We start from the raw sequence: 26,741 nt of genomic DNA on the forward strand, positions 1-26,741 counted from the left end.
GGTCTTCTCGGTTCAGCCAGCGATAAACCGTTGCACGACTGACTTTGTACATCTGTGCAGCTGCAGTGGGGCTGCCCCCTTCCTGGACATACCCTACGACTCTCTCTCTCAGGTCTAAGCTATAGGTCATGAAGCTTCCTCCTGAGGTCTACCCCCACGTCATCTTGCCTTTAACACCGTCTCATTGTCAACTGAATTGACTACAACTACACAGACCTGCTTTGTGGTCATTTCAAATGGCACCTGTCTTGCCTTTTGTCTGCCGTCGTCGAGAGAGGGGGCAGCGGCACAGAGGACTAGGAAGGAGGGGGGAGACCGTCTCGAACAGACCTAGAGTAGGCCTGCTGCACCGCCTGGTAGCGCCGTTTGAACGCCTGCTGCTGCACCTTGTGATCCACAATGGGATCCGGATAGCCACAACTTCGCCGTTCCCGCAAAGCCCAGGCTCCCTTGGGGTCATCTCCCACCCACAGCAGAGCCGGCGTATCCAGCCGTGCCAGCTCCGGCAGATAGCGGCGGATGTACTCTCCTTCCGGGTCATAGCGGGCTGCTTGCGTGGCCGGGTTGAAGATGCGCAGGGGCTTGGGATCCGTGCCCACACTGGCGCTCCACTGCCAACCGCCGTTATTGGCCGCCAGATCCCCATCCACCAGCTTTTGCATAAAGTAGCGTTCTCCCCAGCGCCAATCGATGAGCAGATCCTTGGTTAAAAAGCTGGCTACAATCATGCGGCAGCGGTTGTGCATCCAGCCGGTTTCGTTCAGTTGGCGCATGGCCGCATCCACGATGGGGTAGCCCGTCTGACCGGTGCACCAGGCCTGAAACCAGTCCTGCCGATTGTCCCACTCCAGGGCGTCGAAGGCTCGTCGATAGGCTCCGGTTTCCACGTGGGGCCAGTGGGCCAAGACATGCTTGTAAAACTCTCGCCAGCACAGCTCCTGCCGCCAAGTTTGCAAGCTGCTTTCGGCCTCTTGGCTGCGCACCTCGGCTTCCACCTCCCGCGTGGCTTGCCACACCTGGCGAATGCCGATCGTTCCCCAGCACAAGTGGGGGCTCAGTAGAGAAGTGCCCGGCTCAGCCGGGAAGTTGCGGGCTCGCTCGTAGTCCAAAATGCGCAAACCCTGACAAAAGTCTTCCAAAAGGGCTTGAGCCGCTGCTTCCCCCGCTGCTGGGATCCGCTGGTCGCAGACAAAGCCCAAATCTGCCAAAGTCGGTAGAGGCTGCGCTTTTAGTCCCGATACCGGCTGCAGACCCTCGGGGGTTGGGTAGGGATCCCGCTTGGGCAAGCTCGCCCACCTGCGCCAGAAGGGAGTGAAGACCGAATAGGGCTCCCCCGCCTGGGTCAACACTTCCCCCGGCCCGTGCAGCAGCATATCTTGGTAGGAGAAGGACTGGATCCCGGCTGCGGCCAAACTGGCCTGCACTCGACTCTCTTGCTGTAGGGCGAACGGCTCCCCATCGGCATTCCAAAACACGGCCCTGGCTCCCAGGTCTGTGGCCAAGCACCGCAACTCCACCGAGGGATCCCCCAGCCGCCAGATCAGTGGGATCCCCATCTGGGCGTAGCGCTCTTGGAGCTCTTGCAGAGCCTGAAGCAAAAAGGCCACCCTAGCTGGGGCCATGTCCGACCGTCTCAGCATCTGCGGGTCGAAAATGAAGACAGGCACCACCTGAGAGCTGCGCTGGGCTGCCTCATGCAGGGCTGTGTTGTCCCCTAACCGCAGATCGCGACGATGCCAAAGCAAAACGGGGGAAGTCATAGGCTGCCAAGCAATGGGATCCCATCTTGGCCGGTTGCCACCGCCCCTTTCAACTCACTCCCCCCAAGGCTGGGAGCCGGGGCGGCCAGAAGCTACATTCTAAAGAACCTTGAAGAACCCTATCAAAGCTCTAGACTGTCGAACACCCGACTGGGACAATAGCGGCAGCGCTCCTCTGGCTTTTGCTGGCCATCGCTGTATCCCATCGCGTAAGCTGTATCCCCCAACATCACCACCAGCTGAGTCAGCTTCAGGGAAAGCAACGGGTCAAGCGGCTCCGTCACATTCAGCATAAACTGCTCAATGGAGCGCCGCAGCGCCTCTGGCGTCTTGATCATCACGTCTCCATCCATCCATCGATGGCTTTAGGTATTCATACTCAAGGCAAGATGGACATGGACTCAGGATAAAGGTGGAAGGAAGAGATGCTCGTAGCAATTGGCTACTGTTCTTGGGATCGAGCCGGCAAGGGCTGAGCTCCACACCAGCCAGAGCAGGCTTGCGGATGATGTTAGCCTAGGTATCCAAAAATGGCGACAGCGCGACGAGTGGCACGGGTAGCAGAACTGATCAAACGAGAGGTCAGCCAAATCCTGCTCTCGGAGATCAAAGATGACCGGGTCGGGGCAGGGATGGTCAGCATTGTGGATGTCGAGGTTTCCAATGACCTGCAAAATGCTCGCATCTTCGTCAGCATTTATGGGGATGAGACAGCTCAACACCGGGCCATGGAAGGGTTAGCGGCGGCCACACCCTTTGTGCGGCGGGAAATCGGCCAGCGCCTCAGCCTGCGACGGGTGCCAACGGTGGTGTTTTTGCAGGATCGCTCTTTGGAGCGGGGATCCCGCGTTTTGGCTCTGCTTAACCAACTGAGACAGACCTCTGAGGCCCAGGAACCGGAGGGATCCCAAGCTGGGGTTGAGGACACCGCCGAGGGCGAAGAAAACGAATCGAGCGGCGAATAGTTGCACCATTTCGAGGGATCCGCGCTGGAGCTCAGCCTGCTTTGCACGAGAGAGCAAAGGATCTGCCTTGATGGCCACTAGATAGAGGGGCCTTTGCTTTGCAGCAATGCGGACAACATCCAAGAAAAGTTTTTGACGTTCGCGTAAGCGGGCCGGAGGCCCTGAAGTTTTTGGATTTGTTAGGCTTAAGGGAGCTATACAGCCCTTCCCCCGATCGTCTATCCGTACAGGACTCCATGTCTGCGGCACACTTGCGCAAACCAGAGCGCTCTGCTCCAAAGGGCAGCGGCGTTGTTGTGGTCAACCTGCGAAAGGGCTGTAAGGTTGCTGTCCATGCCTTTCCTGCCTTTTCATGGATGTTCAAAGCCCACTGCAACCGGATCCCTCTCTAGGGGGTGCTACTCCACTCCAAGCTCTGCAGGCCCTAAACCAGAGTGTTACCGAAGCTTTGGTTTCCTGCTTGAAAGGGCAACCCCAACAGGCCACTCAGCACCTTTTGCTGGCTCTGCCGCAGCTCATGGCGGCTCTGGGGGCCTTGAGGCAAAAATCTTCCCTTCGCGTAAGCGGGCCGGAGGTCTTGGCCGAGCCTGCAGGCTGCCCTTCAGAAGCCCAGCCCAAGCGCATCCTTCACATCGAAGGCAACCGCGTGGAAGTGTGGGTGGATAACCAAATTCGCAGCAGTTGGAGCATTTGGTCGGTGGGAGATCTCAAGGAAGTCTGTCGGCTGGCAGAAGAGTTCGACTGTGGCCTCAGCTATTCTCTAGGAGGAAACTCAGAGTCTCAGTCGGAGATGCTGCTGTTGCCCTCCAATTCTGCTGATTTGTCCGACCGGCTCTCCAACCCCGTTCACGTAAGCGGGCCGGAGGCCCCAGGCTCTGCCGCCTAGCACCCCCAGCTTCGGTTGCTGCTTTTGCTGTTCAAATCCCCATGGCAGAACCCCAACGGCTACAGAAGCTCTTGGCTCAGCAGGGATTGGCCTCGCGTCGCCAGGTGGAAGCCTGGATCCTGGCCGGGCGCGTTCGGGTCAATGGGAAGGTGGTCACTGAGCTGGGCTCCAAAGCCGACCCAGAGCGGGATTGCATCGAGGTGAATGGGCAAGTGATCCCTTTGGCCAAGGATCCGGCGCGCTATGTTTTGCTCCTGCACAAGCCAGTGGGGGTTTTGTCAACCTGTGCAGATCCTTGGGGACGCAAGACGGTGCTGGATCTGCTCCCCCCATCTTGGAAACGGCAAACCCGCCTCTACCCGGTGGGCCGGCTGGATGCGGACAGCAGTGGCGCTTTGCTGCTCACCAATGATGGCGACTTGACCTTGAAGCTGACCCATCCGCGCTATCATCTGCCCAAAACCTACCGGGTACAGGTACAAGGGCATCCGAGTCAGGCCACTCTGCAACATTGGCGAGACGGAGTAGACTTAGAGGGGTACACCACTCTGCCGGCGGAGGTGGAGTTTTGTCCTGCCCCGGATTTCCGGCAAAGGGAGCATCCCAATTGCTCCTGGCTGAGGGTGGTGTTGTTTGAGGGACGCAACCGGCAAATTCGGCGGGTGGCGGAGCGTCTTGGGCATCCGGTGCTCAGCTTACATCGGGAGGCCATTGGCCCACTGGGCTTGGGCAACCTGAAAGCAGGCCAGTTCCGCCAGTTGGATCCCCATGAGCTCCAAGCTTTGCTGGCCCCTCTCACCGGGCACAGCAGCTCATCCTCGCTCGGGAAGCGCCCTCTAAGGCCTCCGGCCCGCTCACGCGATTAGCTCGTCAGAGCCTCTAACTGAGTGCAAACTCTCACAGTAGCCTCCTTTCTTCCGCAGGTGGCCAAATGATGCAAGAGCCAGCACACTCTTTAGAAGCCCTGGGATCCCTGTTGCGGCAAACACGGGAGGCACGGGGACTGACGTTGACAGAAGTAGCTAACGATACCTTCATTCGCTGCCAATATCTGCAGGCGCTGGAGGAAGCTGACTTGAGCCGGTTACCGGAGCCGGTGTATGTGCAAGGGTTTCTCAAGCGCTATGCCGACTATTTGGGGTTGGATGGCGAAACCCTCTCTCGGCGTGCCTCTCCGCTTTTATCGGCCAAAACCCCCCGCGCGCCAGCTCCTCTTGCCGTTGTCGGCCAGCAACCTGCCTTTGCCCTGCGTCCTCTCCACCTTTGGGCTGCTTATGTGGTGCTGATTGTGCTGACGGTGGGGGGATTGTCGGCTCTTTTGGAAGGCACAGGCAATCCCTTTGGGCGTTGGCTGGTGAGCCTGTCAACGGTCAGTCGGGAGGGATCCGGCCAGCAACCGCCTGCTGCCAACTCCCCGGATCCCACTCTGTCGGCAGCTCAGCCCACGGCCCGCCAACTGTTTCCCACCCTCGACCAATGGACGCGCATTCAGGGCGTCTTCCCCGAGGTCTTGGAAGCTCACTCAGGGGGGGCGGGGCGCAAGCCGGTGCGTCTGGATATTCGCGTTGTGGAGCGCCCTTCCTGGTTGCGGGTCATCGCCGATGGGCAAACGGTTTTTGAGGCCACCTTACAGCCAGGGGCCGAGTTGAATTGGGAAGCGGAGCAGTCAATCGTGTTGCGTACCGGCAATGCGGGCGGTGTGTTGGTGACCTTTAACGACCGGGAGCTTGGAGTGATGGGCCGATTTGGGGAAGTGAAAGAGCTGATGTTCGAGCCGGGGTTGGATATTCAGTCGCTGCAGTAGGAACCCAGCCAAATGATCATCCCGTTGCGCTTGGCGTTATCGGCGGCAGAGTAGGAGCAATCTCCCACCCTTGGGAGCCAAGCTGCTGCAGCAGGTGCCGGACTTTGTCGATGTCTTTATCGCCTGGCCGACGTTCCACACCACTGGAGAGGTCGATGCCGCTTGGCTGCAGGTGGCTGAGCGCCTGCAGAACATTGTCCGGGTTCAGCCCACCGGCCAGTAGCCAAGGCAAGGGCAGGGAGCGGTGGGCAAGTTCTGGCCAATTCAGGGTTCGCCCCGTTCCACCCGCCTGTTGGGGGTGATAGGCATCCAAAAGCAGCACCTCCACACAGTCTCGGTAGAGATGGGCTACTTCCAGATCCGCCGGCTGGCGAATGCGCAGGGCTTTGATGCGGCGGATCCCGGGAAGCCATTTCCCCAATTGCTGACAATCCTGCGGGGATTCTTGGCCATGCAACTGGACAGCCGTGAGGCCCACCGTTTCCACCCAGGCGGCGATGGCGCGGGGATCCTGATCCAGGAAGACCCCCACCTTTTCCACAGGGCCGGGCAGGGATCCCACCCAACGGGCCATTTCCGAGAGGGGCAAATAGCGGGGGGTATTGGGCACCGCGATGAACCCAAGGGCACTCACCCCCAGCGCGGCGATGGCCTCCGCCTGATCCTGACGGGTGATGCCGCAGATTTTGACAAACAACCGGCCCATTGGGAGTGCTAGCTAATAAATAGCTAATAAACAAAGAATAAACACGGTTAGCTGCTGGCTCTTTAGATTTTTCTGAGGGTGCCGATACATCTACTTTTGTTCAGGGCGCATTTGCAAAGGATCCGGCTGTTCCGGGTGAAGCTTGTTGATCCGGCGCACCATTTGCCACAGCCGTCCAAAGTTGCGCTGGTTGAAGTGCATCACCAGCCGTGGCAGATGGGCAATATCTTCCTCGGCTTCCTCCGGCAAGGCCCCAGTTTGCTCGATCCGGCCCGAATCGAGAATGTCGGCAAACTCTTCGTTTAAAATCTCTAGGGCTTCCGGTGAAAGTTTGGTGTTCAAGCGCAAAACCAGGAGCTCTCGCACGTAGCGATTGCTGTGAAAGACGCGATAAAAATCGACAATCTGCTGACAGGCATCTCCCACATCGTCGGTTAGGGTGTAGAGGAAGAGATCTTCTGGGCTGATCAAGCCGCGACCAAGCAGGTGCTCCCGCACGTATTCGTCCCATTCTTTCCAGTAGCAGCCACCTGTTCTGTCCACCAGCACCAAGGGCATGAGCTTGGTTTTGCCGGTTTGCATCAGGGTTAGGCATTCAAAGGCTTCATCCTGAGTGCCGAAACCGCCGGGAAAAAGCACCAGCGCGTCGGTTTCTTTAACAAAAAAGAGCTTGCGCGAAAAGAAATACTTGAAGTTGATGACCCGATCGCTGGCAGCAATAACGGGATTGGCCATTTGCTCGAAGGGAAGCTGGATGTTGAGCCCAAAAGAGTTCTCCAGCCCTGCCCCTCGATTGCCGGCTTCCATGATGCCGCCGCCGCCCCCCGTCATCACCATGAATCCCCGTTGACTGATGCAGTAGGCGAACAACTGGGCCTGGCGATATTCGGGACTTTCTGGCCCCAGTCGTGCCGACCCGAAAACGGTGATCTTGCGCTGGTGGGCATAGTTTTGGAAGGCGGCAAACCCCTGCTCCAGATCCTCAAGAGTAGCCGCCAAGATCTTGGCATCTAAACGGCTCAGCTCCAGGGATCCCATGCGCTGCAGCGACTGCACAATACGCAGCCAGGCCGTCCGGTTGGGATGATACTCCAACTGCTTTAGGCGGGTCTCAGCGTTGGAAAAAACTTCTTGCAGAAGGGAAGAAACGGAATCGGTCAAGCTGGGATCCTAAAGTTCTCTGGAATTACTTTAATCAGTTCTCGGCACAAAATGGTAGCTGGGTTCTAATCCAGAACCCAAAAGTTACATTCTGAAACACCCAAGGCATAGCCCTCAGGCTTCGGCAGGTGTGTCGAAGTGCTTTTCCAAAATCGTGGTTAGAGTTGCCTTGGGTACGGCGCCAACCACCACATCCACTTTCTGGCCGCCCTTGAACAACATCAGGGTGGGAATGCTGCGAATACCGTACTGGCTGGCAGTTTGAGGGTTCTCGTCGGTGTTGATTTTTACAACCTTAACTTTGCCGACATACTGCTCAGCTATCTCCTGAACCACAGGAGCCACCATCCGGCAGGGGCCACACCAAGGTGCCCAAAAATCAACCAGAACCGGAATATCGCTGCGCAGCACCTCTGCCTCAAAGGTAGCATCAGCGATATCTATTGCTGCAGACATGCTTGGAGAACTCCTGAAACAATACCTATCATGGTTTCTAATCTTAGCACAGCTCTCTGGCTGCTGCTGACCGAAAACTCGGCGTCGCAGGCCCCGGCATTCATGCCTGGGGATAAGTCACCGTCTCATGACAGGACGGGAGACTCGCTCCACCCGCTTATGGAAGGGTGCAGCGTTAAAGGTGAAGTAGAAGTATCTGGGGTGTTTTGGCATCTCAGTAGTTGAGGAGATGGCGTCCCCCACGAGGATATAGGCCCTCGTGTAGCCCATTGCAACGAAGCGCGAGGAGCGTGGAGCGATGGAAAAAATCCCCCGGCTTTAGCCGTGGGGAGAACGTTAACGATCTGGCTGGACTGGCCGGATTAGTATTGGTGAGCTGGGATCCCTTAGACGGCCTTCAGACAAATACCATTGGCTTATGACGGATTTTCTCGAAAGCAGCCGCATCAAAACGGTAGAGGGTTGCCGGTCTGCCTGTTCCTTGGGAACTTTTCTGGCCGGTATCTTGCAAGATACCCAGTTTCAGTAGGCGGGCGCGAAAATTGGAGTAGTCGGAGAACCCCTCGCCCAAAACGGTGCCGTAGAGCTGGTAGACCTCCCCTAGCGTGAAGGTGGCGGGCAAAATGTCAAAGGCAATCGGACTGTACTCCAACTTGGCGCAGAGGCGACGGCGGGCATAGCGGCAAATCTCTTCGTGGTCAAAGGCTAAAGAGGGAATTTGGTCGGCGGGATACCAGGCAATGCCCTCCACTCCGTCTGCCAGCAATTCAGCATCCTGGAACCGCACCAGGGCAAAGTAGCTGACCGACAGGTAGCGCACTCCATAGCCATCCTCGGCCTCGCGGGGATCCCGCTCCGGCCCCCCGAAGGTGTAGAGCTGCTCCAGATAGAGGTTTTTAACACGAATTTTCTCCGCCAAGATGCGGTAGGCCGCTGCTTCTAGGGATTCTGAGCGCCGCACCAGTGTTCCTGGCAGGGCCCAGCAACCGCGGAAGGGATCCTCCCGCCGCCGCACCAGCAGCACCAGGAGGCGATTCTGCTCAGTGTCGATGGAGAAAATGACCGCATCCACGCCCACCCGGAACTCCGCCAAGGCGATCCGGTTCTCCGATGGGCCTGCCACGATGCGGGATCCCTGCATAGCTTGGCACTGAATCCTCCACCAACAGCCTACCCAGTTTGTCCCTCCAGAGGGAGCTACCAGCCTGGACCACCGTCTTGCCAGTCTAAGCCCTATCTGGGGCGAAGGCTTTCGTGTCGCGGGGAAGATGGGTTGCTAAAGGTGTGCAAAAGAACCCCGACTCAGGCAACACTTTTACTTTTTGCGCGATTTGGCTCTTTTTCAGCCACGGAGGACCCCTCAGCGAGGGGGAACAGCCGACCTTGCCCAACAGCAATGTGAACCCGCGCGCCCACAGGCAGGGCTTCCCGGGCTAGGGCGTGCAATTCTTTGCCGGCTGCTGTGATCAGGCAATAGCGGTACTCTCGCCCCAAAAACTGCCGATCCCGAATGACAATGCCTCCCTGAGGATCAGGATGCAAATGCAACTCCTCCTGTCGAACCATCAACTCTGCGCAGCGCAAGCTGGGGTCGGGCTGATCCCTCAAAGCCTGGAATGGGATGTGCAGCAGCTCTTCAGCCTGCCAACCAAACTCCCGCCGCTCACAGCGCAGAAAGTTGGCCTGGGTAATAAACTCTGCCACAAAGCGGGTAGCCGGCTCCCGGTAAACCTCCTCCGGGGATCCCCATTGCTCAATACGGCCTTCCCGCATCACCGCCACCCAGTCGGAGAGGCAGAGAGCCTCCTCTTGGTCGTGGGTGACAAAAATGGCCGAGGTCTGGGTTTGCTTGAGGATTTTGCGGATTTCTTCCCGCAGGTAGTAGCGCACCTGCACATCCAAATTGCTCAGCGGCTCATCCAACAGGATCAAGCTAGGCCTGGGGGCCAAAGCCCGCGCCAAAGCCACCCGCTGCTGCTGCCCGCCCGAAAGCTCGTGGGGATAACGATGGGTGTAGTCTTCCAGGCCCACCAACCGCAACACCTCGTAAGCGCGTTCCCGCGCCTGTTGGGCAGCGCCTCGCAACTCAGCTCGCAACTCAGTTGAGGAGAAGCGATTGCCACCCCCTGCCGCCGACGCAAACGGGGTAGTGGGTCGGAGGCCAAACATCACATTGGCCAACACGTTCAAGTGGGGAAACAGGGCAAAATCCTGAAACACCAGCCCCACTCCCCGTCGCTCCGGTGGGATCCACTGCCCCTCCCCAGCCACAACCTGCCCCCCCAGCAGGATCCGCCCGCTATCCGGCTGCTCAAATCCGGCAATGGTGCGCAATAAGGTGGTTTTCCCACAACCTGATGGGCCCACAATGCTGAGGATGTCTCCTTGGGGCAGGCAAAACTCGACTTCCCGCAAAACCAACTGCCGCTGGCCGGGAAACCCCTTGCTGATGCCCTCGAGCTGAAGGATGTAGGAGGGATCCTCGCGCACGGCAGTGGGACTTGGAGAAAACAAGAACTCAGCCATGACGGTTGTTGTTGCAAAAGATTTTCACTACTTTTACCACACTACCATACTCCCAGACCCCACCTAGCCGGATCGAGGTTCAACAGCCAGCGGACGGATCTTGAGCAGGACAGAATAAGGTTTCTACGCCTCGCCCTGATTCCAAGCGAAGCAGCGGAAAATCAGTGTTAAACTTAGTTAACGAAGTTTCTCAGGCCTGGGCGGCGCTTGCTTGTGTGGCGCACTCCAGAGGCTTGTTCTAAATGAGTTTTGAGACAAAGTTTCCCGAACGTGCTCTGATTACAGGGGCCAGTCGAGGGATCGGCAGAGCGGTAGCCCTAGCCCTAGCCCGACAAGGGATAGCGGTGGCTCTGGTGGCCCGCTCCCAACCTGATCTGCTAGCGGTGCAGGCCCAAATCCAAGACCAGGGGGGTAAGGCAGCGGTTTTTCCCATGGACTTGGCCGACTTAGCAGCTCTGCCCCAGCAGTTGCAGGCTCTCCTGGATCGATTTGGCGTCTGCGATGTCTTGGTCAATAATGCGGGCATAGCCCATGTTGGCCCCTTGGCCACCTTACCCTTGTCGGATTGGCAGCGAGTGATCGACTTGAACTTGACGGCAGCTTTTCTGTGCGCCCAAGCCGTACTTCCCGGAATGCGCCGGCAGCGCTGCGGCACGATTGTCAACGTCATCTCGATTGCGGGCAAGCGAGCTTTTCCCAACTGGGGAGCCTACTGTGCCAGCAAGTTCGGCCTGATGGGCTTTTCTCAAGCTCTGGCCGAAGAGGAGCGACAGCATGGCATTCGGGTCACCAGCTTGTGCCCTGGTGCCGTGGACACGTCCCTCTGGGATACGGGCACGGTAGGGGTCAACTTCGACCGTTCCAAAATGCTCTCGCCGGAATGGGTAGCCGATTTGATTACCTATATTGTTCGGTTGCCCACAGGTGCGGTGGTGGAAGATCTCACCTTCATGCCTGCGGTGGGAGCCTTTTAGACCTGGCTGGTTTGGGGTTGCCCGTGACTTGGGAGGGTTTTGGCTATCGCAGCCTTTGACTGGATGCCACCTGAGCTGAGTTGCATGCACCGAGTTCTCTTAGCCTTTCGTTAACCAAGGAATATCCTGCTATGACCCTTGCGAAACCCGGATCTGGCTCGCAATCTCGAATGGATGACAAAGCCCATTTCAAGTCTCGGGTGATTCGAGATCGAGCCACTTTTGCGGAAGAAGAATTGGGTAGCTCGGATGTCTCAGATCCGGCTATGGTGGCGGCGGTGGAGACGCTGCTGCGGGGGATCGGGGAGGATCCCCAACGGGAGGGGCTGCGAAAAACCCCGGAACGAGTGGTTGCGGCTTTGAAGTTTTTGACCAGTGGGTATCGGCAGTCTTTGGAGGAGCTACTGAACAGTGCCATCTTTGATGAGGGCCATGACGAGATGGTGCTGTTGCGGGATGTGTCTCTGTTTAGCCTGTGCGAGCACCATCTGCTGCCCTTTATCGGCAAAGCCCATGTGGCCTACATCCCCAAGCAAAAGGTGGTGGGCCTAAGCAAAATTGCCCGTATCGTCGAGATGTACTCCCGCCGCCTGCAGGTTCAGGAACGCCTGACACGGCAAATTGCTGAGGCCTTGATGGAGGTGCTGGATCCCTACGGGGTGGGGGTGGTTATCGAGGCTACCCACATGTGCATGGTGATGCGGGGGGTACAAAAGGCCGGCTCCTGGACGGTCACCAGCTCGATGGTGGGGGTGTTTCAGGAGGATCCCCGTACCCGCGAAGAGTTTCTGAGTCTCATTCGCCATCCGTCCAATTTTTAGGGAGCTTCCCGGAGCTTTGCCGGTGGTTGGGTTGAGTTAACCCTCTGCTCAGGCTGGGAATACTAGCCTAAGATTGACTCAAACCCTGCCAGAAGCGAGGCTTGTCATGAGCGAGGTCAGCCCCGAAAACCAGTTTCCCACCGATTTGGACTCCAATTGGCAGCCCCCGGCTCCGCCGATCATGCAGCGTCCGTCTCGTCCGGCTGCTCCGGTGCCCCCGGTGGAGCCTCCAACGCAACTGGATCCGGTGCTCGGTTCAGCCTCCCAAGGGACGGGATCCCGGCCTGCCAATGCCAAAAACCCCCCCAACCCCATTCTGGGTCGGCCCCTTCCGCCTGGTGTGGCTGTCGCTCCCCCTCAGGTACCGGTGCCTGTGCCGGGCTCTGCCGCTTCTCCTCAGATGCCCCCGCCCACCCCGGCTGCTGCTCGGCCTCCAGTGTCGCCACCTGTCCCCACTCCTGCCGCTCCGCCTTTTGCGCCACCAGCTCGCCCAACGGCTGCCGGTCGGATCCCAGTGGCTCCAGCTGCTCCTGCGGGCCTGACCCTGCGCCAACTGGTGCAGGAAGCCTATGACAAAGGCTACTCAGATATTCATTTGGGGGTAGGGGAAGTGCCTCGCTTTCGGGATCGGGGGCAGATGCTCTTGACCAACTACCCGGTCACCACCACCGAGATGTTCTATGGCTGGCTGCGGGAAAGCCTGCCGGAGAGCCAAATTCGCCAGTTTGAGGAATGTTTGGAACTGGATACTGCCATCCAGTACGAGGGTTTGGTGCGGTGTCGGGTCAACTGCTTTGTTTCCCTTCTTGGCCCGGCTATGGTGATGCGTCTGATCCCGTTGAAAATTTTGACGCTGGAGCAGTTGCGGGCGCCGGAAGTCTTGAAGCGCATTGCCGAAGAGCACAAAGGCTTGGTTTTGGTGACCGGCCCCACCGGATCCGGTAAGTCCACAACCTTGGCAGCGATGGTGGACTACATCAATTCCAACTTTCCCAAACACATCATTTCCATTGAGGATCCCATCGAGTTCGTCCACCAGAGCAAGAAATCGATGGTGCGGCAGCGGGAGGTCGGGATCCACACCCTGGAGTTTGCCAATGCCCTGAAAGCCTCTCTGCGGGAAGATCCGGACATCATCCTGATTGGGGAGATGCGGGATCGAGAGACAGTGGATATTGCCCTGAAGGCCGGCCAGACGGGCCACTTGGTCTTTGGAACCCTGCACACCAACAGCGCCGTCCGCACCATCGAGCGTCTGCTGGGGATTTACAAGCCGGAAGAACAGGAGCCGATGCGTCTGCAGCTGGCAGAAACCCTGGTGGCGATCATCGCTCAAACCCTGGTGCGCACCACCGATGGCAAGCGAGCTGCGGCCCACGAGATCATGCGCAACACCGATGCCATTCGGGACTACATCAAGCGGGGGGCGGTGGATGAAATTGAGGAGCTGATCGCCGACGGCTCCTATGAGGGCATGTGTACCATGAATCAATCCCTGTTTAGGCTTTACCAAGAGGGGCGGATTACCGAAGAGGTGTGTCTGGAGGCTGCCCCACGCCGCAATGAGATGGCCCAATGGCTGCGAGGCCGGATCTAGGGCCAGTCTCGAGATGGAGTCACGCCAAAGTGCTTGAGGGAAGGTTTGCCCTATCCTAAACTGGGAGCAGCCGGCGGCGCTGGCTTGCCGAGCTACCTGCTCATCTCTTGGGCCGACCTTGGGCTGGGGGGATGGGTTGCGAATTGATGAACCGAATTGAAAGCAAGTTAGAAAACAGGAGAATCCCTACCGTGAGCGTGATCAACCAGATCATCGAGACCGCGGATGACCAGCTGCGTTACCTCTCAGTTAGCGAACTGGAAGCCATCAGGAATTACATGACCACCGGCGAGAGGCGCTTGCAAATCGCTCAGGTGTTAGCAGAAAACAAAAAGCGCATCATTGACCAGGCCCAGAAGCAGCTATTCGCCAAGCGGCCCGAGTACGTGCAACCCGGTGGCAATGCCTACGGTGACAAGCGCTACAACCAATGTTTGCGAGATTACGACTGGTATCTGCGTCTGGTGACCTATGGCATTATTGCCGGCAGCAAAGAGCCGATTGAGTCTATCGGCCTGATAGGGGTGCGGGAAATGTACAATGCCCTCAACGTACCCATCGCCGGCATGATCGATGCGATTGTCTTTTTGAAGGAAGCTGCCCTCAGCTTGTTGGAGCCGGCGGCAGCCGCTGAAGCCGCCCCTTACTTTGACTACATCATCAATGCCATGAGCTAGGGAACTACAGGGATCCCAAGGCAGCCCGGGCATGTACGGCCACCTGTTCTTGGGAATCCTGGGCCAGCCGGGTCAGTCCGGCGCGAGCGGCTTCTGTTCCCAACTTGGCCAGGGCAATGCAGACGCGGTAGCGCAGTTGCCAGTCGTCGGAATCAATGAGGGGATCCAGGTAGGGGATGGCCCGCGGATCCCCCAGATCGCCCAAGGCAGCGGCAGCGGCTGTGGTGATCAGCTCGCTCTTGTCCTGCAAAGCTTCCACCAGAGTGTCGAAGGCGGCAGGGTTCCCCAGCTCTCCCAGGGCAGCGATGATGCTAAACCGTACCAGCCACTCCGTTTCTCGCCGATAAGCTTCCAGGAGATCGGCCAGGGCCTGTGGCTGCTTGAGATCCCCCAGGGCAGCGGCGGCAGCAGCCCGCACATCGAACTCCGGATCCTCTCGCAAAGAGCGCTGCAAAATGGGCAACAGTAGGTTCGGATCGACGCCAGACAGGGTGCCCATCTGGCTGATGGCAGCATAACGGACGCGGGCATTCTCGTCGTGAATCGCTCGCTGCAGCAATGTCAGGGCTTCTGGCCCAGGCAGTTCTCTGGCTTTGTTGATAGCGCGCAGCCGATTTCCCAAGTCTTGTGAGTTCAACAGCTCCAGCAAAGCGGGCAGTGCCGGAGGATCCCCAGAGGTTGTTGTCATATCCCATTCTCTCCATAACCCTCCTCGGCCATAGCGAGGGAGGAAAAGCCGATGTTATTATCTTGAAGCAGTGCATCCAGTCCCTTGATCTTATGGCCTTATTGCAACAAGAGAAGCAGCAGATCATTGAGAGCTATCGACTGCACGACACCGACACCGGTTCTGCCGAGGTTCAGGTGGCTCTGCTCACCAGTCGCATCAACCAGCTCTCTCAGCACCTTCAGAGAAACCCGAAGGATTTCAACTCCCGCCGCGGCCTGCTGATGATGATCGGTCGTCGCAAGCGTTTGCTCAACTACATCGCCAAGCATTCTCCTGACCGCTTCCGGGAGCTGGCCGAACGGCTGAACATCCGGGTGAAAAAGTAGGCAGCCCATCCAAAACGCTATCGGAGATCTGTCTTCGTGGGCAAATCCAGCCGCCAGTCCAAAACCTTTCGCCGTCGCTCCCCCTCCGCCTCTGTTGAGGTGGAGAAGAAGCCGGCCAAGAAGGAGCCTGTTGCCGTGATTCCCCCTGAGGTCAGCCGGCGGATGGTGCGGCGGATTCTGGTGTTTTCTGGGATCCCTTCGGGGCTAGGTCTGAGCAGCTTTTTTGTGAATTACTATCTCTTGACCAACCACGTGGTTCCTCTGCCCCCTTACTTCACCTTGGCGGAGTCGCTAACTTTGTTTGGCCTTGGTTTTTTGGGCATCAGCTACGGTGTGTTCTCAGCTTCCTGGGATCCCGAGCCGGGATCCCTGCTGGGAATTGGAGAATTCCGGCGCAATTTGGGCAACATCATCCAACAGTGGCGGGAATCTGCTGCCCGATCTTCTGAATCTTCTGACTCTAGGGAAGCCTAACTGCTCTCCCGTCGCCTTTTCCAGGCCGGTTGCTGCCTACAATCAAGAGGGATCCAAGTCCATTCTGGCGGCAGCGGCTACCCCCAGTTCTCCAGCATGAAAATAGCCTACTTCGACTGTGCGGCGGGCATTGCCGGCGATATGTGTCTAGGAGCCCTGCTGGATTGCGGGGTGCCTTTGGAGTACCTCAACCGTCAGCTCCAGGCGTTGGGCATCGAGGGGGAATATAGCCTGCAGGTGAGCCGGGTGCAGCGGTGTGGGCAGCCCGCTCTGCAAGCTGTGGTGGAGGTGCTGGGATCCCAGAGTGGGGGATCCCTTGCTCGGCACTGGTCGGAGATTCAGGCTTTGATTGCCGGATCCCAGCTTTCCCCAGCCATTAAGGCCCGCAGCTTGGCGGTGTTTGAAAAGTTGGCGCAGGCGGAAGCAAAAGTCCATCAGATGCCTGTGGAAAAAGTGCACTTTCACGAAGTGGGGGCAGTGGATGCTTTGGTGGATATTGTCGGCACTTGCATTGGCCTGGATTGGCTGCAGGTGGAGCGGGTGTTGTCATCCCCCCATCCTGTTGGGGGCGGCTGGGTGAGCACAGAGCATGGCAAATTGGCTGTGCCGGTGCCGGCGGTGATCGAGTTGTGGGAAATGGGCCGCGTGCCGGTGTTCAGCAACGGGGTGGAAGCGGAGCTGGTAACCCCCACAGGAGCAGCCTTGGCCGTGGCGTTGGCGGAAGAGTTTGGCCCCTGTCCGCCGATGCGGGTGGAAAAAGTGGGGCGTGGGGCCGGTGCCCAAGAGCTGCCCATTCCCAATGTGCTTCGTCTGTGGATTGGGGAAGCCAATGGGGGAGAGCTAACGGAAACGGTATCGGTGTTGCAAACCCAAATCGACGATCTCAACCCCCAAGTGATTGCCTACACCTGCGAGCAGTTGTTGGCCCTGGGGGCCTGGGACGTGTTTACCCAGCCGATCACCATGAAACAGGGGCGACCGGGGATCCTGCTCACCGTTATCTGTCCGCCGGATCGGGTGCCGGAGTGTCAAGATCTCATCTTCCGGGAGACCACCACCCTGGGCATTCGCCACTTCCAACAGCAGCGCACCCTGCTGGAGCGGGTTATCGAGCGGGTGGAAACCCCTTACGGCTTGGTCGACATCAAAGTGGCCCGCCACCATGGCCGCATCGTCAACGCTCAGCCGGAGTTTCGCGACTGTGTGGCCCGCGCCCAGGAGTTTCACGTGCCGGTTCAGACGGTGTGGCTGGCGGCCCAATCGGCTTGGCAAAGCCGGTTGCAAGGTTGAAGAGACACCGAACCTGTTCCACCCCCAATGGAATTTGCTCCTATTGAACACAGATTGGCAGCCGTGGCCTGCTAGCCTGAGAGATGTCGATCTTGCTCTCTCCGCCGACCGCAAAAATGGAATCCCAAGCCTCTCAATTTAACTTCGACCGCAAACTGTGGGATCGGTTTATCACCGTGGCCCAGCCCTACTTTTACCCCAGAGTGCGCTATGGAGGCTGGATCTTTTTGGGCTTGCTGGCAGCGGCCATGGTGTTTGTGGTTGCCCTGATGTTCTTTGTGGAGATTGGGGTAACTTTGGTCGGTCAGGCCCTGTTCCCGGAGTTTTTCACCAATGTGGCAGCCGGATTGGTGGCCCAAACGAAGAGAAACTTGTCCTCGCCGGTGCTGTGGGTAGCCGCGATCAGCTTGGCTTTGAGCAGCCTTTGTTTTGGGGCAGTGTGGCGGCAGCTTCGCCAGCGCTGGTTGCAGTGGGTGCTGCTCACCTTTTTGCTGTTTCTGTCGCTGACGGTCAACCGGCTGAACGTGATGATCAGCTTTATCTTTCGGTTTATCGACACAGCTCTGCAGCAAAAAGAAGAGCCCACTTTCTGGCAATTTTTGATTATTTATGGAGTGCTGATTATCTCAGCTATTCCCATTTTGGTGATCTACCGCTACACTCGCCTCAAGCTAGGGCTGTTTTGGCGAGAATGGCTGACCGATCATTTTCTGGATCGCTACTTCGATCAGCGGGCTTACTACGAGCTGGATTCCAACGCCGCCAACACCGAAATCGACAACCCCGACCAGCGTATATCAGAGGATGTCCGCTCCTTTACCGGCACCACCCTTTCCTTCCTGTTGGACATCCTTGACTCGATTCTCACCCTCTACGCCTTCACCGGCATCCTCTACGGCATTTCTCGTCCGTTGGCGTTGGGTCTGGTGGTCTATGCCACCATTGGTACTGCCATCGCCATTTTGGCCGGTCGCAAGCTGATTAAAATTAACTTCGATCAACTGCGCTACGAAGCCGATTTTCGCTACAGCTTAGTGCACGTGCGGGATAATGCCGAGTCCATTGCCTTCTACCAGGGAGAGGATCAAGAACTCAGGCAAATTTTGCATCGCTTTGGTGCGGCCTTGCGCAATTTTAATTTGCTGATCATCTGGCAGGCCATCATCGATATTTTCCAATACGCCTACAACTATTTCACCCGCATTGTGCCCTATGTCATCGTCGCCCCCCTTTATTTCAGCGGCGTGCGAGATTTCGGCACCATTACCCAAGCCACCATTGCCTTCAGCCAGGTGTTGAGCGCCCTCTCCATTGTGGCCAACCAGATTCAAAGCATTTCCAGTTTTGCCGCCGGGATCAACCGCTTAGGCTCCTTTCACGAGTCTCTGGAAGATCCTGCACTGCGCCACACCAGCGCTCGGGAAAGCAACATTCAAACTCGCATTGCCCAGCAATTGGCGCTAAACCACGTCACTTTGCTCACCCCCAATTCAGAACGAACCCTGGTTCGGGATCTCTCCTTCGCCTTGGAAGCCGACCAACGGCTGCTGATTGTCGGTGTTAGCGGCAGCGGCAAAAGCTCTCTGCTGCGGGCCATTGCCGGCCTATGGACCAACGGCCAGGGATCCATCGCCCGCCCAGATACTCAGGAGATGCTCTTTTTGCCCCAGAAACCCTATATGCTGCTGGGATCCCTGCGGGATCAACTGCTCTATCCCAAACGCCGCCGAGACCTCACCGATGAAGATCTCATCCGAGTCTTGGCCCAGGTGAACCTGGGAGACTTGCCGGAGCGGGTGGGCGGCTTTGATGTGGAGAAAGACTGGGCCAGCACTCTCTCCCTAGGGGAACAGCAGCGTCTTGCCTTTGCCCGCATTTTGATCACCCAGCCCCGCTACGCCATTTTGGACGAGGCCACCAGCGCCCTGGATGTGGCCAACGAAAAACTGCTCTACCTGCAGCTGCAACACCTGAACACCACCTACATCAGCGTTGGGCATCGCCCCACCCTCCTGGCCTACCACGACTTGGTCTTGGAGCTGCAGGGGAATTGTGCCTGGCAACTGTGGTCGGTGCAGGAGTACGGTGCCCGCCTAGCCCTGGCCAGCTAGCAGCGCCGACATCTCCAGCTGACTCAAATGACAAGCTTTGCGGGTTTGGGACAAAACCCGGATAAGAGGCTGACTTTTCCAACTGGACGCTCTTCAAAGGAGGTGATAGCCTGTTATTCACAAGTATTCCGACCGGTTTACTGGAGATTATCAATGCCCCCCATGATCCCATCCGAGGCCAAGCGTTCCAAGGTGGAGCAGATCAAGGCAGACAGCCACTTTCTACGGGATCCCCTTCAGCAGGAGCTGGCCCAAGACACCACCCACTTCAGCGAAGCAGCGGTGCAGGTGCTGAAGTTTCACGGGGCTTACCAGCAGGACGACCGGGATCGGCGGCAGCAGCGAAAGCAGGAGGGGCTGGAGCGGGCCTATTCGATGATGTTGCGCACCCGCATCCCCGGGGGACACGTGCCCCCGCAGCTTTATTTGACCTTGGATCGGCTGGCCGATGAGTACGGCAATGGCACCCTGCGAGCCACAACGCGGCAAACCTTTCAGTTGCACGGGATCCTCAAGAAAAACCTCAAGGCCACCATAGCCAGCATTCTCAAACAGATGGGATCCACCCTGGCCGCCTGCGGCGATGTCAACCGCAACGTGATGGCACCGGTGGCCCCCTACAAAAATCGCCCTGCCTATCGCTATGCCCAAGAGTATGCCCGCAAGCTGGCGGATCTGTTGGCTCCGAAGACCTCTGCCTACTACGAGATCTGGGTGGATGGGGAGCCGGTTCCCATCCCACCGGTGGATGAGGAAGTGCGGGAAGCAGAGCAGTTTGTGGGCAACGGGGTGCGCCTGGAGGGGCCAGAACCTCTGTATGGCCCCGTCTATTTGCCCCGCAAGTTCAAGACAGCCATCACCGTAGCTGGGGAAAACACGGTAGATGTGTACTCCCAGGACCTGGGCTTGATTGTGCTCACCGACCGCAAGGGCAACCTCAAGGGCTTCAACATCGTGGTAGGTGGCGGGATGGGACGCACTCACGGCAAGGAAGAAACCCAGCCCCTTTTGGCCCAAAAGCTCTGCTTTGCCCCTCCGGAGGCGGTGTATCGGGTTTGCCAAGCGGTTTTGGCGGTACAGCGGGACTACGGCAACCGGCACGACCGCAAGCAGGCGCGGTTGAAATACTTGGTGAGAGACTGGGGGATCCGCAAGTTTCGCCGCGTTGTCGAGGAGTATGTGGGGGAAAAATTGCCCCGGTTTCGCCCCCTACCCAAGTTTGTTCCCAACAGCGACGACTACCTGGGCTGGCACGAGCAGGGGGATGGCCGTTGGTTTTTGGGCATTTCCATCGAAAATGGCCGCATCCAGGACACCCCAGAGCGACAGCTCAAGACGGCACTGCGCCGGATTGTGGAGGCGTTTTCTCTGGACATGCGGCTGACCCCCACTCAGGACGTGATCTTTATTGACATCGAGGATGGCCAGCGGGAGGCCATCAACCAGATCCTCAAGTCCCACGGGGTGCTCTCCAAAGAAGAGATCCCTCAACTGGTGCGGCTGTCGATGGCCTGCCCTGCCCTGCCCACCTGTGGGTTGGCGATTACCGAGTCGGAGCGAGCTTTGCCAGGGCTGGTTCGCCAGTTGGATCGGCTGTTGCAGGAGCTGGATCTGCAAGATTCGCCCTTTTTGGTACGCATGACCGGCTGCCCCAACGGCTGTGCCCGACCCTACCTGGCCGAGCTGGGATTGGTGGGATCCGCCCCCGATGGCTACTACCAGATTTGGCTGGGAGCCAGCCCGCAGGGGGATCGCCTGGCGCAAGTGTTTCAGGATCGGGTACACATCAGCCAGATCGTGCCGCTCATGAGAGTTCTCCTGCAGGTCTACAAGCAGGAGCGCCGTCCTGGTGAGAGCTTCGGCGACTACTGCCACCGGATGGGGATCCCCTACCTGAGGGCCCAGGTGCAGCAAAGGGATGGCGTTTTTGCCTGAAGGGATCCCTCAAAAACGAGACCAAGCCTGTAGCCATTCCCGGAGCGCTTCCAGCCATCCAAGCGGTTCAGGCTTGGTTGCTTCTGGAGCTTCCTCCTCGCCAGCCGGCAAGCTAACTTGGTCAGGGTGCACCCTGTAAACTCGGATGGGTTTGGCGTTGGGAACGGGTTTCACCGAAAGAGGCTCCACCTGCAGGAGTTGCCCTTCCACGGCTCGATACACAGCTGCCGAGATGAGCAACCGGGAGCTCTGTTCCTCAGACTGTTCCCCCCCTTGCGAAACATCCTCAACCGACTCCAGCCAGGTGGCAAACTGAACCGACTTCCCGAAGGCGGACAACCGCTGCGGATCTTGGGGATCGAGGGGCAGCAAAAGGACTGGGCCGTAGTGGATCCCGATGGCAAGCTTGACCTGCGGGTAGGAGAGTTGCCGCAAACACCTGTTCAACTCCACCACCGACTGCCCAAGCGCCAACCCCGCCTGCAGCGCCTGCTGTATGGCCAGCTCGGGTTGTTTGAGACCAAACAAAGCCAGACTTCTCAGCCCGCTCTGGTTGGCCAGTACTCCCCCATATTGCTGCACCAAGGCCCCCATCTGGGTGAAGTAGCGACCCAAGGTGTAGACAACATCGTAGGGAAAGTTCTCCTCGTCGAAGTTGGCCGTCCCCCGCAGGGAAGCGCTGAGAATGGCGGCGGTGACTTGGCTGCCGACCGAGTGGGCCTGCAATTGATGTTGAGCTACTTCCACATCTGCTTTATCGATCACCAGCCGTTGCAGGGTGACATCTCCAGTGATGCGGGTTTGACAGGCCAGACGAATATGTACAGGAAGGTCTAGCCGTTGAGCTAACTTCTTCTCGGCAGGGGTCATGCTGCGGCAGTTTTGGCTGCCTTCCAAAATCAGAATGCGACAGGTGGAGCAGGCGGCATTGCCCCCACAGGCATGGACATGGCGCACCCCCGCCTTGAGCAGATTTTCCAGAACCGTGAGCAGGGGATTGGCTTCCAAGGTGAGGTTGTCGGGGTAACAGGTGATCCGCATGGTTAAGAGGGAGTGAGGGGTGGCAAAAAGATTCAGCACTACCTAAATTCAGTACGGCATTGCCCTCCCCTTGGATGCTGTTTTCAAAAGTTTTGGGTATTGGGTAACCTCACCCCGCAGCCTGCCCCGGCGCCGATGATAGAGTACAGAGGAGTCTTCTGCGCGAGCCCTTTATGCCTCAGTCCAAACCCCAAGAATCCCCAGCCCGCAAGCTCCTCAACATTTTGCTGCTGGTGGTGGGCACGGTAACTTTCTTGGGCTTCTCCTTTGGCCCGCTATTCCAGGCCCTCGGGCCTTCCGAATCTCCAGAGGCCAGCCTGGTAACCGAGCAACTGCGGGCCCAGGCAGACGGCTATCGCGTCGTGCTGGAGCGGGAGCCGGATAACCCCATTGCCCTGCGGGGGTTGATCGACACCCAACTGCAGCTCAACGAGCCGCAAGGGGCAATCGAGCCGCTGAAGAAGCTGGTGGAACTGGAGCCCGAAAATCGGCAACTGAGAGCCTTTTTGGCCCAAATCCAACAGGATACGGGGGATTTTGAAGGGGCATTAGAACAGCTCCAGATCCTTTACGAGGGGGATCCCAAAGATGGCCAGGTGCTGCAGCAGTTGGTGGATGTGCAGCTAACCCTGGGCCGTACCTCTGAGGCCATTGCCCTGCTGGAGAAGCATCTTGAAGAAGTGCCGGAAGATAATGATGTACGTTTGCGCTTGGCCTTTGTCTACGCCCGCAACAACCAGACCGAAAAAGCCATAGCCCTCTACGACGAGTTAATCGCGGCGGATCCCAGTGATTTCACCCCCGTGTTGGGCAAAGCCATAGCCCTCAGCTCCGCCACCGATGAAAACCTACGGGCAAAAGCGCCTGAGTTGTTTGAGCAAGCAGCGCGGTTGGCCCCACCCCAAGTCCGGGAGCAAATCCAGCAGCAAGCAGAGATTTATGCTCAGGTGAACCGGCCCCAGACGGTCGAGAGGCAAAACGATAACCCCACTCCCTGAGCGGGTTTTCAACCTCTGGGCTAATCCCGGGGTTGGTAGGATCCTGTTGGTACCATGGCAGTTCTGAGTCGACCCAATAGAAAGAGCTACGGAAAAGACTCAAGTGCCTTTTCTACAGAGGGGTAGATCTCGTAAATGGCATCCAAGCCGGTGATGGAGAAGAGCAGCTTGACCTGCTCCTGCAGGCTGCAGAACTTGAGTTGATAGCCCGAAGCGCGGCAATGGCGATGCGCCCAAACCAGAACCGACAACCCCATGCTGTCGATCAGGCTAACCTGACTAAGATCCAACAAGAAATGCCCCGGTTTCTCGGTGAGAATTTGGCTTAGCTCTTTCCGTACCTCGCGGGCAATCGCGGCGTTGAGCCTTTCACTGTGCAATTTCACAACCGTAACAGGGGATCCCTTGTGGCTGAGCTGGATGAAGACATCCATGAAAAGCCCGTCAGGTTTGAGGGGGGATGGGCACAGGCACGATGCAACCAGACTGATTTTGAATTGCTAAATCACCATGAGTATGAGTTTGTCCTCCCTGGGCTTCTCTTGCAAGCATTCTTGGACACTTTTCCCTTACAGGTTAGAACTGGCATGAACGGGATCCCTGCCTGGGCTGGAGATGCTGCCGCCCTGAGTCTATTGGTTATGCAAGTGCCGATGCTAGCGGTGCTGCTGGCGCGGCTGCTGCCCTCTTTGCGGCGCCCTTCCCCTCTGCCTCCCGGTCAGCCTGGGATCCCTTTGCAGCCGGGCTTGGTCAGCGTGTTGTTGCCCACCCTCAACGAAGCCGAGCGCATCGATCCCTGCCTAGAAGGATTACACCAACAGAGCTCCGTCCTGCGGGAGGTGCTGGTGGTGGACAGCCGCTCCCAAGATGGCACCCCCGAAAAAGTGCTGCAGATGGCCAAGCGGGATCCGCGCTTCCGTCTGGTAACCGACGATCCCCTCCCCGGCGGATGGGTGGGCCGCCCCTGGGCTTTGCACTACGGATTTCTCCAGTCGGATCCGGCCTCTGAGTGGATCCTGGGCATCGACGCCGATACCCGTCCCCAGCCAGGCTTGGTGGAGCGCCTGCTGGAAACCGCCCAGGCCCAAGGTCTGGATCTGATCACCCTGGCACCGCAGTTTATCCTGCAGCACTGGGGGGAAGGCTGGCTGCAGCCGGCTCTTTTGGTGACCCTGATCTACCGCTACGGGGCCGCCGGAGACACCGCCACCCTGCCGGAACGGACGATGGCCAATGGGCAATGTATGCTGGTGCGCCGGTCGGTGCTGGAAGCGATGAATGGCTACACAGTGGCGCGGGCTTCATTTTGTGACGATGTGACCCTGGTGCGGCAGATTGCGGCAGCCGGCTTTAAAGTAGCTTTTTACGACGGTCGGCACCTGCTCAAGGTGCGCATGTACACTTCTTTTGGCGAAACTTGGCGAGAGTGGGGCCGATCCCTCGATTTGAAAGATGCCACCCCTGTGGCCCAGTTGTGGGGGGATATAGCTCTCCTCGTCCTCACCCAAGGGATCCCTGGGCTGGCGGCGGTGGGTTTACTGGGCATGATCGGCTTAGGGCTTTCCCTCTCCCTGACGGAGCAATTGCTGTTGGGGCTGAACTTGGGGTTGCTTGCCCTACGGTTGGGTGTGCTCGTGGGGATTCGCGGCTCCTATCAGGATCCCCCTTGGACGTTCTGGATGTCGCCTCTGGCGGATCCCTTGGCCGTTCTGCGGATAATCCTATCTGCCCTCAGCCGGCCCCGCTCTTGGCGCGGGCGCACCTACTAGGAGAGCCCTCAATCGGCTATTGCCTCGGGATCCACGCCCAACTCCCGCAATTTCGCGGCTAGGCGCTGCTGTTCCAGACGGGCCTGTTCGAGGGCTGCTTCTGCCGCTTCGGCCCGCTGCCGCTCCTGCTCTACCTGTTCGATTCCCCATAGGAGCAAATTCCCATCGGCAGTCCACCACCGCAACCAGTTGGCTTTGGTCTCGGCTTTTTGTCCCCGCCACACCCCCAAAAACAAGCCAATCTCCGGGATCCAGTAGCGACGGTTTTCATCCGCCGATACAGGGGTATAGCGGCCATTCTCCAGGCGGTAGACATCCAGCTCACCGGTTTTGGGATGAAAGATTACATAGACAGGCACCTGCAAAATGCGCTCGTAGAAATACCATTTTCCATAGGGATAGTGGGGATTGATGGAGTACTCGCCGCCCTCGGTTTCGGAGATGAATTCCATCACAATCGCCGGGGGATCCCCTTCTAGGTGGGGGGTATAGCTGCGGCGGATCTCTCCTTCGGGAATCGGCTGTACTGCGGGCACATAAACCCAGTCGGGGGCTTTCACCACCACCTTGTCCCCGACAGTGCTGCAAAGGCCAAAGTTGGAGGCGATCAAAGCCTGGGCAGGGATCATCTGAGCGAGTTCCAATGCCTCACGCAGAGCAGCAGCCAAAAGGGGCTGTAAGGTGCTTTCCACAGGCTCATCCGGCAAGGGAAAGTCTTCCGGCAGTTTTTCCCATCGAATGGGAGGTAGGGGCGGGGTGAGCCGAACAGGAGAGAGGGTCATGGCTGAGGATACTCATGGTGATAAGGTACATGAATGCCTTTTGAATAACTCAAAGCACTTGCTGATATCAACCCCAGGCAATTCCACAAGGCTGTTGCAGGCTAGGACGGATTCAGTCATCTCGACTGCCAATCCATACGGTTGAGATATGCTTGGGGGCAATGAGCAAGTTTTTCGGCGTCTTCCTTGGATTCAGCAAGAGAGCGTATGCCAGAACTTGAACCCACCTCTGCCCACATCCTGGTGATCGAAAGCGAATCCAAGCTGGCCCGTTTCCTAGAGACCGAGCTGGCCGGTGAGGGATATCGAGTCAGTGTGGCCAGCGATGGCACGGCGGGGTTGGCGGCAGCCCGCAACCATAGCCCTGACTTGGTGCTGCTGGACTGGATGTTGCCCGGCATCTCAGGTTTGGAAATTTGTCGGCGACTGCGCTCAACGGGCAACCGCGTGCCCGTGGTGCTGATGACCGCCAGAGATGAGGTGGCGGATCGGGCAGCAAGCTTGGACGCTGGGGCGGATGACTACGTGGTCAAGCCTTTCAGCATTCAGGAGCTGCTGGCTCGGATACGGATCTATTTGCGGCAGCCAAAGCGATCCCGCGACGGCCAGTTGGTGTTCATGGACCTGACCCTGGATCCCGTAACGCGGGAGGTAACCCGGGGAGAGCGACAGGTGGAGCTGACGGCCAAAGAATACGACCTGTTGCGCTACTTGATGGAACACCCCCGTCAGGTGCTCACCCGCCAACAGATCTTAGAGCATGTGTGGGGCTGCGACTTCACGGGCGACTCCAATATCATCGAGGTCTATATTCGCTACTTGCGCCTCAAGATCGAAGGCCCAGGGGAGAAGCGCCTTATCCAGACGGTGCGCGGGGTAGGCTACGTGTTGCGCGATTGACATGCCCCCCGCCCCAAAGAGCAAGGATTCTGGTTCCTGGTTCTGCGACAGC

Annotated in this window: 28 protein-coding genes and 1 pseudogene; 17 read left to right on the plus strand and 12 right to left on the minus strand. The window is 58.2% G+C overall.

Features of this window, described 5'->3' with window-relative positions:
- The 3 genes from NW818_RS06240 to NW818_RS06250 all read right to left on the minus strand — a co-directional run.
- Positions 1-130: IS630 transposase-related protein (locus NW818_RS06240; protein ID WP_414424107.1), on the minus strand; the 130-nt coding region annotated here is incomplete at its 3' end.
- A gap of 166 nt (positions 131-296) precedes the next feature.
- Positions 297-1,760, minus strand: a complete 1,464-nt coding sequence (locus NW818_RS06245) for a cryptochrome/photolyase family protein (RefSeq protein ID WP_414328962.1) — start codon at positions 1,758-1,760, stop codon at positions 297-299.
- A 122-nt stretch (positions 1,761-1,882) separates the two neighbouring features.
- The gene (locus NW818_RS06250) at positions 1,883-2,098 is read right to left on the minus strand and encodes a hypothetical protein (RefSeq protein ID WP_238376842.1); all 216 of its coding nucleotides are present in this window, start codon (positions 2,096-2,098) and stop codon (positions 1,883-1,885) included.
- Positions 2,099-2,290: 192 nt separating this feature from the next.
- On the opposite strand from NW818_RS06250, the gene rbfA reads away from it, so the two are divergent.
- The 5 genes and pseudogenes from rbfA to NW818_RS06275 all read left to right on the plus strand — a co-directional run bounded on the left by rbfA (position 2,291) and on the right by NW818_RS06275 (position 5,415).
- The gene (rbfA, locus tag NW818_RS06255) at positions 2,291-2,725 is read left to right on the plus strand and encodes a 30S ribosome-binding factor RbfA (protein ID WP_414328963.1); all 435 of its coding nucleotides are present in this window, start codon (positions 2,291-2,293) and stop codon (positions 2,723-2,725) included.
- 352 nt (positions 2,726-3,077) lie between these two features.
- Positions 3,078-3,611, plus strand: a complete 534-nt coding sequence (locus NW818_RS06260; protein ID WP_414328964.1) for a hypothetical protein — start codon at positions 3,078-3,080, stop codon at positions 3,609-3,611.
- Between the two features lie 41 nt (positions 3,612-3,652).
- Positions 3,653-4,477, plus strand: coding sequence for a pseudouridine synthase (locus tag NW818_RS06265; RefSeq protein ID WP_011431867.1), 825 nt, complete (start codon positions 3,653-3,655; stop codon positions 4,475-4,477).
- Positions 4,478-4,545: 68 nt separating this feature from the next.
- A pseudogene (locus tag NW818_RS06270) lies at positions 4,546-4,755 on the plus strand (helix-turn-helix domain-containing protein); the annotation flags it as partial.
- Positions 4,753-5,415 (plus strand): DUF4115 domain-containing protein, encoded by a 663-nt coding sequence (locus NW818_RS06275; protein WP_414328967.1) that lies wholly within the window; start codon positions 4,753-4,755, stop codon positions 5,413-5,415. The pseudogene NW818_RS06270 and the gene NW818_RS06275, both read left to right, overlap by 3 nt.
- A 16-nt stretch (positions 5,416-5,431) precedes the next feature.
- Here the strand turns inward: NW818_RS06275 and NW818_RS06280 are convergent, their stop codons facing one another.
- The 5 genes from NW818_RS06280 to NW818_RS06300 form a co-directional block, all read right to left on the minus strand.
- The gene (locus NW818_RS06280) at positions 5,432-6,121 is read right to left on the minus strand and encodes a phosphoribosylanthranilate isomerase (protein WP_414424095.1); all 690 of its coding nucleotides are present in this window, start codon (positions 6,119-6,121) and stop codon (positions 5,432-5,434) included.
- Between the two features lie 90 nt (positions 6,122-6,211).
- Entirely contained in the window at positions 6,212-7,282 is a 1,071-nt protein-coding gene (locus NW818_RS06285) for an LOG family protein (RefSeq protein ID WP_414424096.1), read from the minus strand.
- A gap of 114 nt (positions 7,283-7,396) precedes the next feature.
- A complete protein-coding gene (gene trxA, locus NW818_RS06290) occupies positions 7,397-7,738 on the minus strand; it encodes a thioredoxin (protein WP_011431863.1) in 342 nt (113 codons plus the stop codon).
- Positions 7,739-8,135: 397 nt separating this feature from the next.
- Entirely contained in the window at positions 8,136-8,861 is a 726-nt protein-coding gene (locus NW818_RS06295) for an NUDIX hydrolase (RefSeq protein ID WP_414329504.1), read from the minus strand.
- 179 nt (positions 8,862-9,040) lie between these two features.
- Complete coding sequence (locus NW818_RS06300) at positions 9,041-10,264, minus strand: ABC transporter ATP-binding protein (RefSeq protein ID WP_414424097.1); 1,224 nt, start codon at positions 10,262-10,264, stop codon at positions 9,041-9,043.
- 242 nt (positions 10,265-10,506) lie between these two features.
- Between NW818_RS06300 and NW818_RS06305 the strand changes: the two genes are divergently transcribed.
- The 4 genes from NW818_RS06305 to apcD all read left to right on the plus strand — a co-directional run bounded on the left by NW818_RS06305 (position 10,507) and on the right by apcD (position 14,333).
- Complete coding sequence (locus NW818_RS06305; protein ID WP_414424098.1) at positions 10,507-11,238, plus strand: SDR family oxidoreductase; 732 nt, start codon at positions 10,507-10,509, stop codon at positions 11,236-11,238.
- A 131-nt stretch (positions 11,239-11,369) separates the two neighbouring features.
- The gene (gene folE / locus NW818_RS06310) at positions 11,370-12,059 is read left to right on the plus strand and encodes a GTP cyclohydrolase I FolE (protein WP_011431859.1); all 690 of its coding nucleotides are present in this window, start codon (positions 11,370-11,372) and stop codon (positions 12,057-12,059) included.
- A 247-nt stretch (positions 12,060-12,306) separates the two neighbouring features.
- The gene (locus NW818_RS06315) at positions 12,307-13,656 is read left to right on the plus strand and encodes a type IV pilus twitching motility protein PilT (RefSeq protein WP_414424108.1); all 1,350 of its coding nucleotides are present in this window, start codon (positions 12,307-12,309) and stop codon (positions 13,654-13,656) included.
- Between the two features lie 191 nt (positions 13,657-13,847).
- Positions 13,848-14,333, plus strand: coding sequence for an allophycocyanin subunit alpha-B (apcD, locus tag NW818_RS06320; RefSeq protein ID WP_011431857.1), 486 nt, complete (start codon positions 13,848-13,850; stop codon positions 14,331-14,333).
- A gap of 4 nt (positions 14,334-14,337) precedes the next feature.
- On the opposite strand, the gene NW818_RS06325 is transcribed toward apcD, so the two are convergent.
- Entirely contained in the window at positions 14,338-15,021 is a 684-nt protein-coding gene (locus NW818_RS06325) for a HEAT repeat domain-containing protein (protein WP_414424099.1), read from the minus strand.
- Positions 15,022-15,113: 92 nt separating this feature from the next.
- Between NW818_RS06325 and rpsO the strand changes: the two genes are divergently transcribed.
- From rpsO to NW818_RS06350, 5 genes are all read left to right on the plus strand, one after another.
- The gene (gene rpsO / locus NW818_RS06330; protein ID WP_011431855.1) at positions 15,114-15,389 is read left to right on the plus strand and encodes a 30S ribosomal protein S15; all 276 of its coding nucleotides are present in this window, start codon (positions 15,114-15,116) and stop codon (positions 15,387-15,389) included.
- A 36-nt stretch (positions 15,390-15,425) separates the two neighbouring features.
- Positions 15,426-15,863, plus strand: a complete 438-nt coding sequence (locus NW818_RS06335) for a photosystem II biosynthesis protein (protein WP_414408022.1) — start codon at positions 15,426-15,428, stop codon at positions 15,861-15,863.
- Positions 15,864-15,959: 96 nt separating this feature from the next.
- On the plus strand, positions 15,960-17,153 hold the full coding sequence (gene larC, locus NW818_RS06340) for a nickel pincer cofactor biosynthesis protein LarC (RefSeq protein ID WP_414424100.1): 1,194 nt from the start codon (positions 15,960-15,962) through the stop codon (positions 17,151-17,153).
- A 116-nt stretch (positions 17,154-17,269) separates the two neighbouring features.
- Positions 17,270-19,264, plus strand: a complete 1,995-nt coding sequence (locus NW818_RS06345; protein WP_414424101.1) for an ABC transporter ATP-binding protein/permease — start codon at positions 17,270-17,272, stop codon at positions 19,262-19,264.
- 153 nt (positions 19,265-19,417) lie between these two features.
- Positions 19,418-21,199 (plus strand): NADPH-dependent assimilatory sulfite reductase hemoprotein subunit, encoded by a 1,782-nt coding sequence (locus NW818_RS06350; RefSeq protein WP_414424102.1) that lies wholly within the window; start codon positions 19,418-19,420, stop codon positions 21,197-21,199.
- A 9-nt stretch (positions 21,200-21,208) separates the two neighbouring features.
- Here NW818_RS06350 and NW818_RS06355 read toward each other — a convergent pair whose 3' ends face one another.
- Complete coding sequence (locus tag NW818_RS06355) at positions 21,209-22,279, minus strand: 2Fe-2S iron-sulfur cluster-binding protein (protein ID WP_414424103.1); 1,071 nt, start codon at positions 22,277-22,279, stop codon at positions 21,209-21,211.
- Between the two features lie 134 nt (positions 22,280-22,413).
- On the opposite strand from NW818_RS06355, the gene NW818_RS06360 reads away from it, so the two are divergent.
- Entirely contained in the window at positions 22,414-23,238 is an 825-nt protein-coding gene (locus NW818_RS06360) for a tetratricopeptide repeat protein (RefSeq protein WP_414424104.1), read from the plus strand.
- 86 nt (positions 23,239-23,324) lie between these two features.
- Here the strand turns inward: NW818_RS06360 and NW818_RS06365 are convergent, their stop codons facing one another.
- On the minus strand, positions 23,325-23,672 hold the full coding sequence (locus NW818_RS06365; RefSeq protein ID WP_414341893.1) for an STAS domain-containing protein: 348 nt from the start codon (positions 23,670-23,672) through the stop codon (positions 23,325-23,327).
- Positions 23,673-23,825: 153 nt separating this feature from the next.
- Here NW818_RS06365 and NW818_RS06370 point away from each other — a divergent pair, with 153 nt between their 5' ends.
- The gene (locus tag NW818_RS06370) at positions 23,826-25,007 is read left to right on the plus strand and encodes a glycosyltransferase family 2 protein (RefSeq protein ID WP_414424105.1); all 1,182 of its coding nucleotides are present in this window, start codon (positions 23,826-23,828) and stop codon (positions 25,005-25,007) included.
- 8 nt (positions 25,008-25,015) lie between these two features.
- Here NW818_RS06370 and NW818_RS06375 read toward each other — a convergent pair whose 3' ends face one another.
- Complete coding sequence (locus tag NW818_RS06375; RefSeq protein ID WP_011431846.1) at positions 25,016-25,789, minus strand: Uma2 family endonuclease; 774 nt, start codon at positions 25,787-25,789, stop codon at positions 25,016-25,018.
- Positions 25,790-25,996: 207 nt separating this feature from the next.
- On the opposite strand from NW818_RS06375, the gene NW818_RS06380 reads away from it, so the two are divergent.
- Positions 25,997-26,689, plus strand: coding sequence for a response regulator transcription factor (locus NW818_RS06380; RefSeq protein ID WP_414424106.1), 693 nt, complete (start codon positions 25,997-25,999; stop codon positions 26,687-26,689).
- The last annotated feature ends 52 nt before the right edge of the window (positions 26,690-26,741 follow it).

The sequence above is a fragment of the Synechococcus sp. R6-5 genome (assembly GCF_047461775.1).
GTDB lineage: Bacteria > Cyanobacteriota > Cyanobacteriia > Thermostichales > Thermostichaceae > Thermostichus.

Coding starts and splice junctions, on each gene's coding strand:
- rbfA (WP_414328963.1), top strand. CDS start 2,291: ATGGCGACAGCGCGACGAGTGGCACGGGTAGCAGAACTGATCAAACGA.
- NW818_RS06365 (WP_414341893.1), bottom strand. CDS start 23,672: ATGGATGTCTTCATCCAGCTCAGCCACAAGGGATCCCCTGTTACGGTT.
- trxA (WP_011431863.1), bottom strand. CDS start 7,738: ATGTCTGCAGCAATAGATATCGCTGATGCTACCTTTGAGGCAGAGGTG.
- NW818_RS06260 (WP_414328964.1), top strand. CDS start 3,078: ATGGATGTTCAAAGCCCACTGCAACCGGATCCCTCTCTAGGGGGTGCT.
- NW818_RS06300 (WP_414424097.1), bottom strand. CDS start 10,264: ATGGCTGAGTTCTTGTTTTCTCCAAGTCCCACTGCCGTGCGCGAGGAT.
- rpsO (WP_011431855.1), top strand. CDS start 15,114: ATGGCCTTATTGCAACAAGAGAAGCAGCAGATCATTGAGAGCTATCGA.
- NW818_RS06360 (WP_414424104.1), top strand. CDS start 22,414: ATGCCTCAGTCCAAACCCCAAGAATCCCCAGCCCGCAAGCTCCTCAAC.
- NW818_RS06265 (WP_011431867.1), top strand. CDS start 3,653: ATGGCAGAACCCCAACGGCTACAGAAGCTCTTGGCTCAGCAGGGATTG.
- NW818_RS06345 (WP_414424101.1), top strand. CDS start 17,270: ATGGAATCCCAAGCCTCTCAATTTAACTTCGACCGCAAACTGTGGGAT.
- NW818_RS06375 (WP_011431846.1), bottom strand. CDS start 25,789: ATGACCCTCTCTCCTGTTCGGCTCACCCCGCCCCTACCTCCCATTCGA.
- NW818_RS06380 (WP_414424106.1), top strand. CDS start 25,997: ATGCCAGAACTTGAACCCACCTCTGCCCACATCCTGGTGATCGAAAGC.
- NW818_RS06305 (WP_414424098.1), top strand. CDS start 10,507: ATGAGTTTTGAGACAAAGTTTCCCGAACGTGCTCTGATTACAGGGGCC.
- NW818_RS06245 (WP_414328962.1), bottom strand. CDS start 1,760: ATGACTTCCCCCGTTTTGCTTTGGCATCGTCGCGATCTGCGGTTAGGG.
- NW818_RS06370 (WP_414424105.1), top strand. CDS start 23,826: ATGAACGGGATCCCTGCCTGGGCTGGAGATGCTGCCGCCCTGAGTCTA.
- larC (WP_414424100.1), top strand. CDS start 15,960: ATGAAAATAGCCTACTTCGACTGTGCGGCGGGCATTGCCGGCGATATG.
- folE (WP_011431859.1), top strand. CDS start 11,370: ATGACCCTTGCGAAACCCGGATCTGGCTCGCAATCTCGAATGGATGAC.
- NW818_RS06350 (WP_414424102.1), top strand. CDS start 19,418: ATGCCCCCCATGATCCCATCCGAGGCCAAGCGTTCCAAGGTGGAGCAG.
- NW818_RS06280 (WP_414424095.1), bottom strand. CDS start 6,121: ATGGGCCGGTTGTTTGTCAAAATCTGCGGCATCACCCGTCAGGATCAG.
- NW818_RS06250 (WP_238376842.1), bottom strand. CDS start 2,098: ATGATCAAGACGCCAGAGGCGCTGCGGCGCTCCATTGAGCAGTTTATG.
- NW818_RS06325 (WP_414424099.1), bottom strand. CDS start 15,021: ATGACAACAACCTCTGGGGATCCTCCGGCACTGCCCGCTTTGCTGGAG.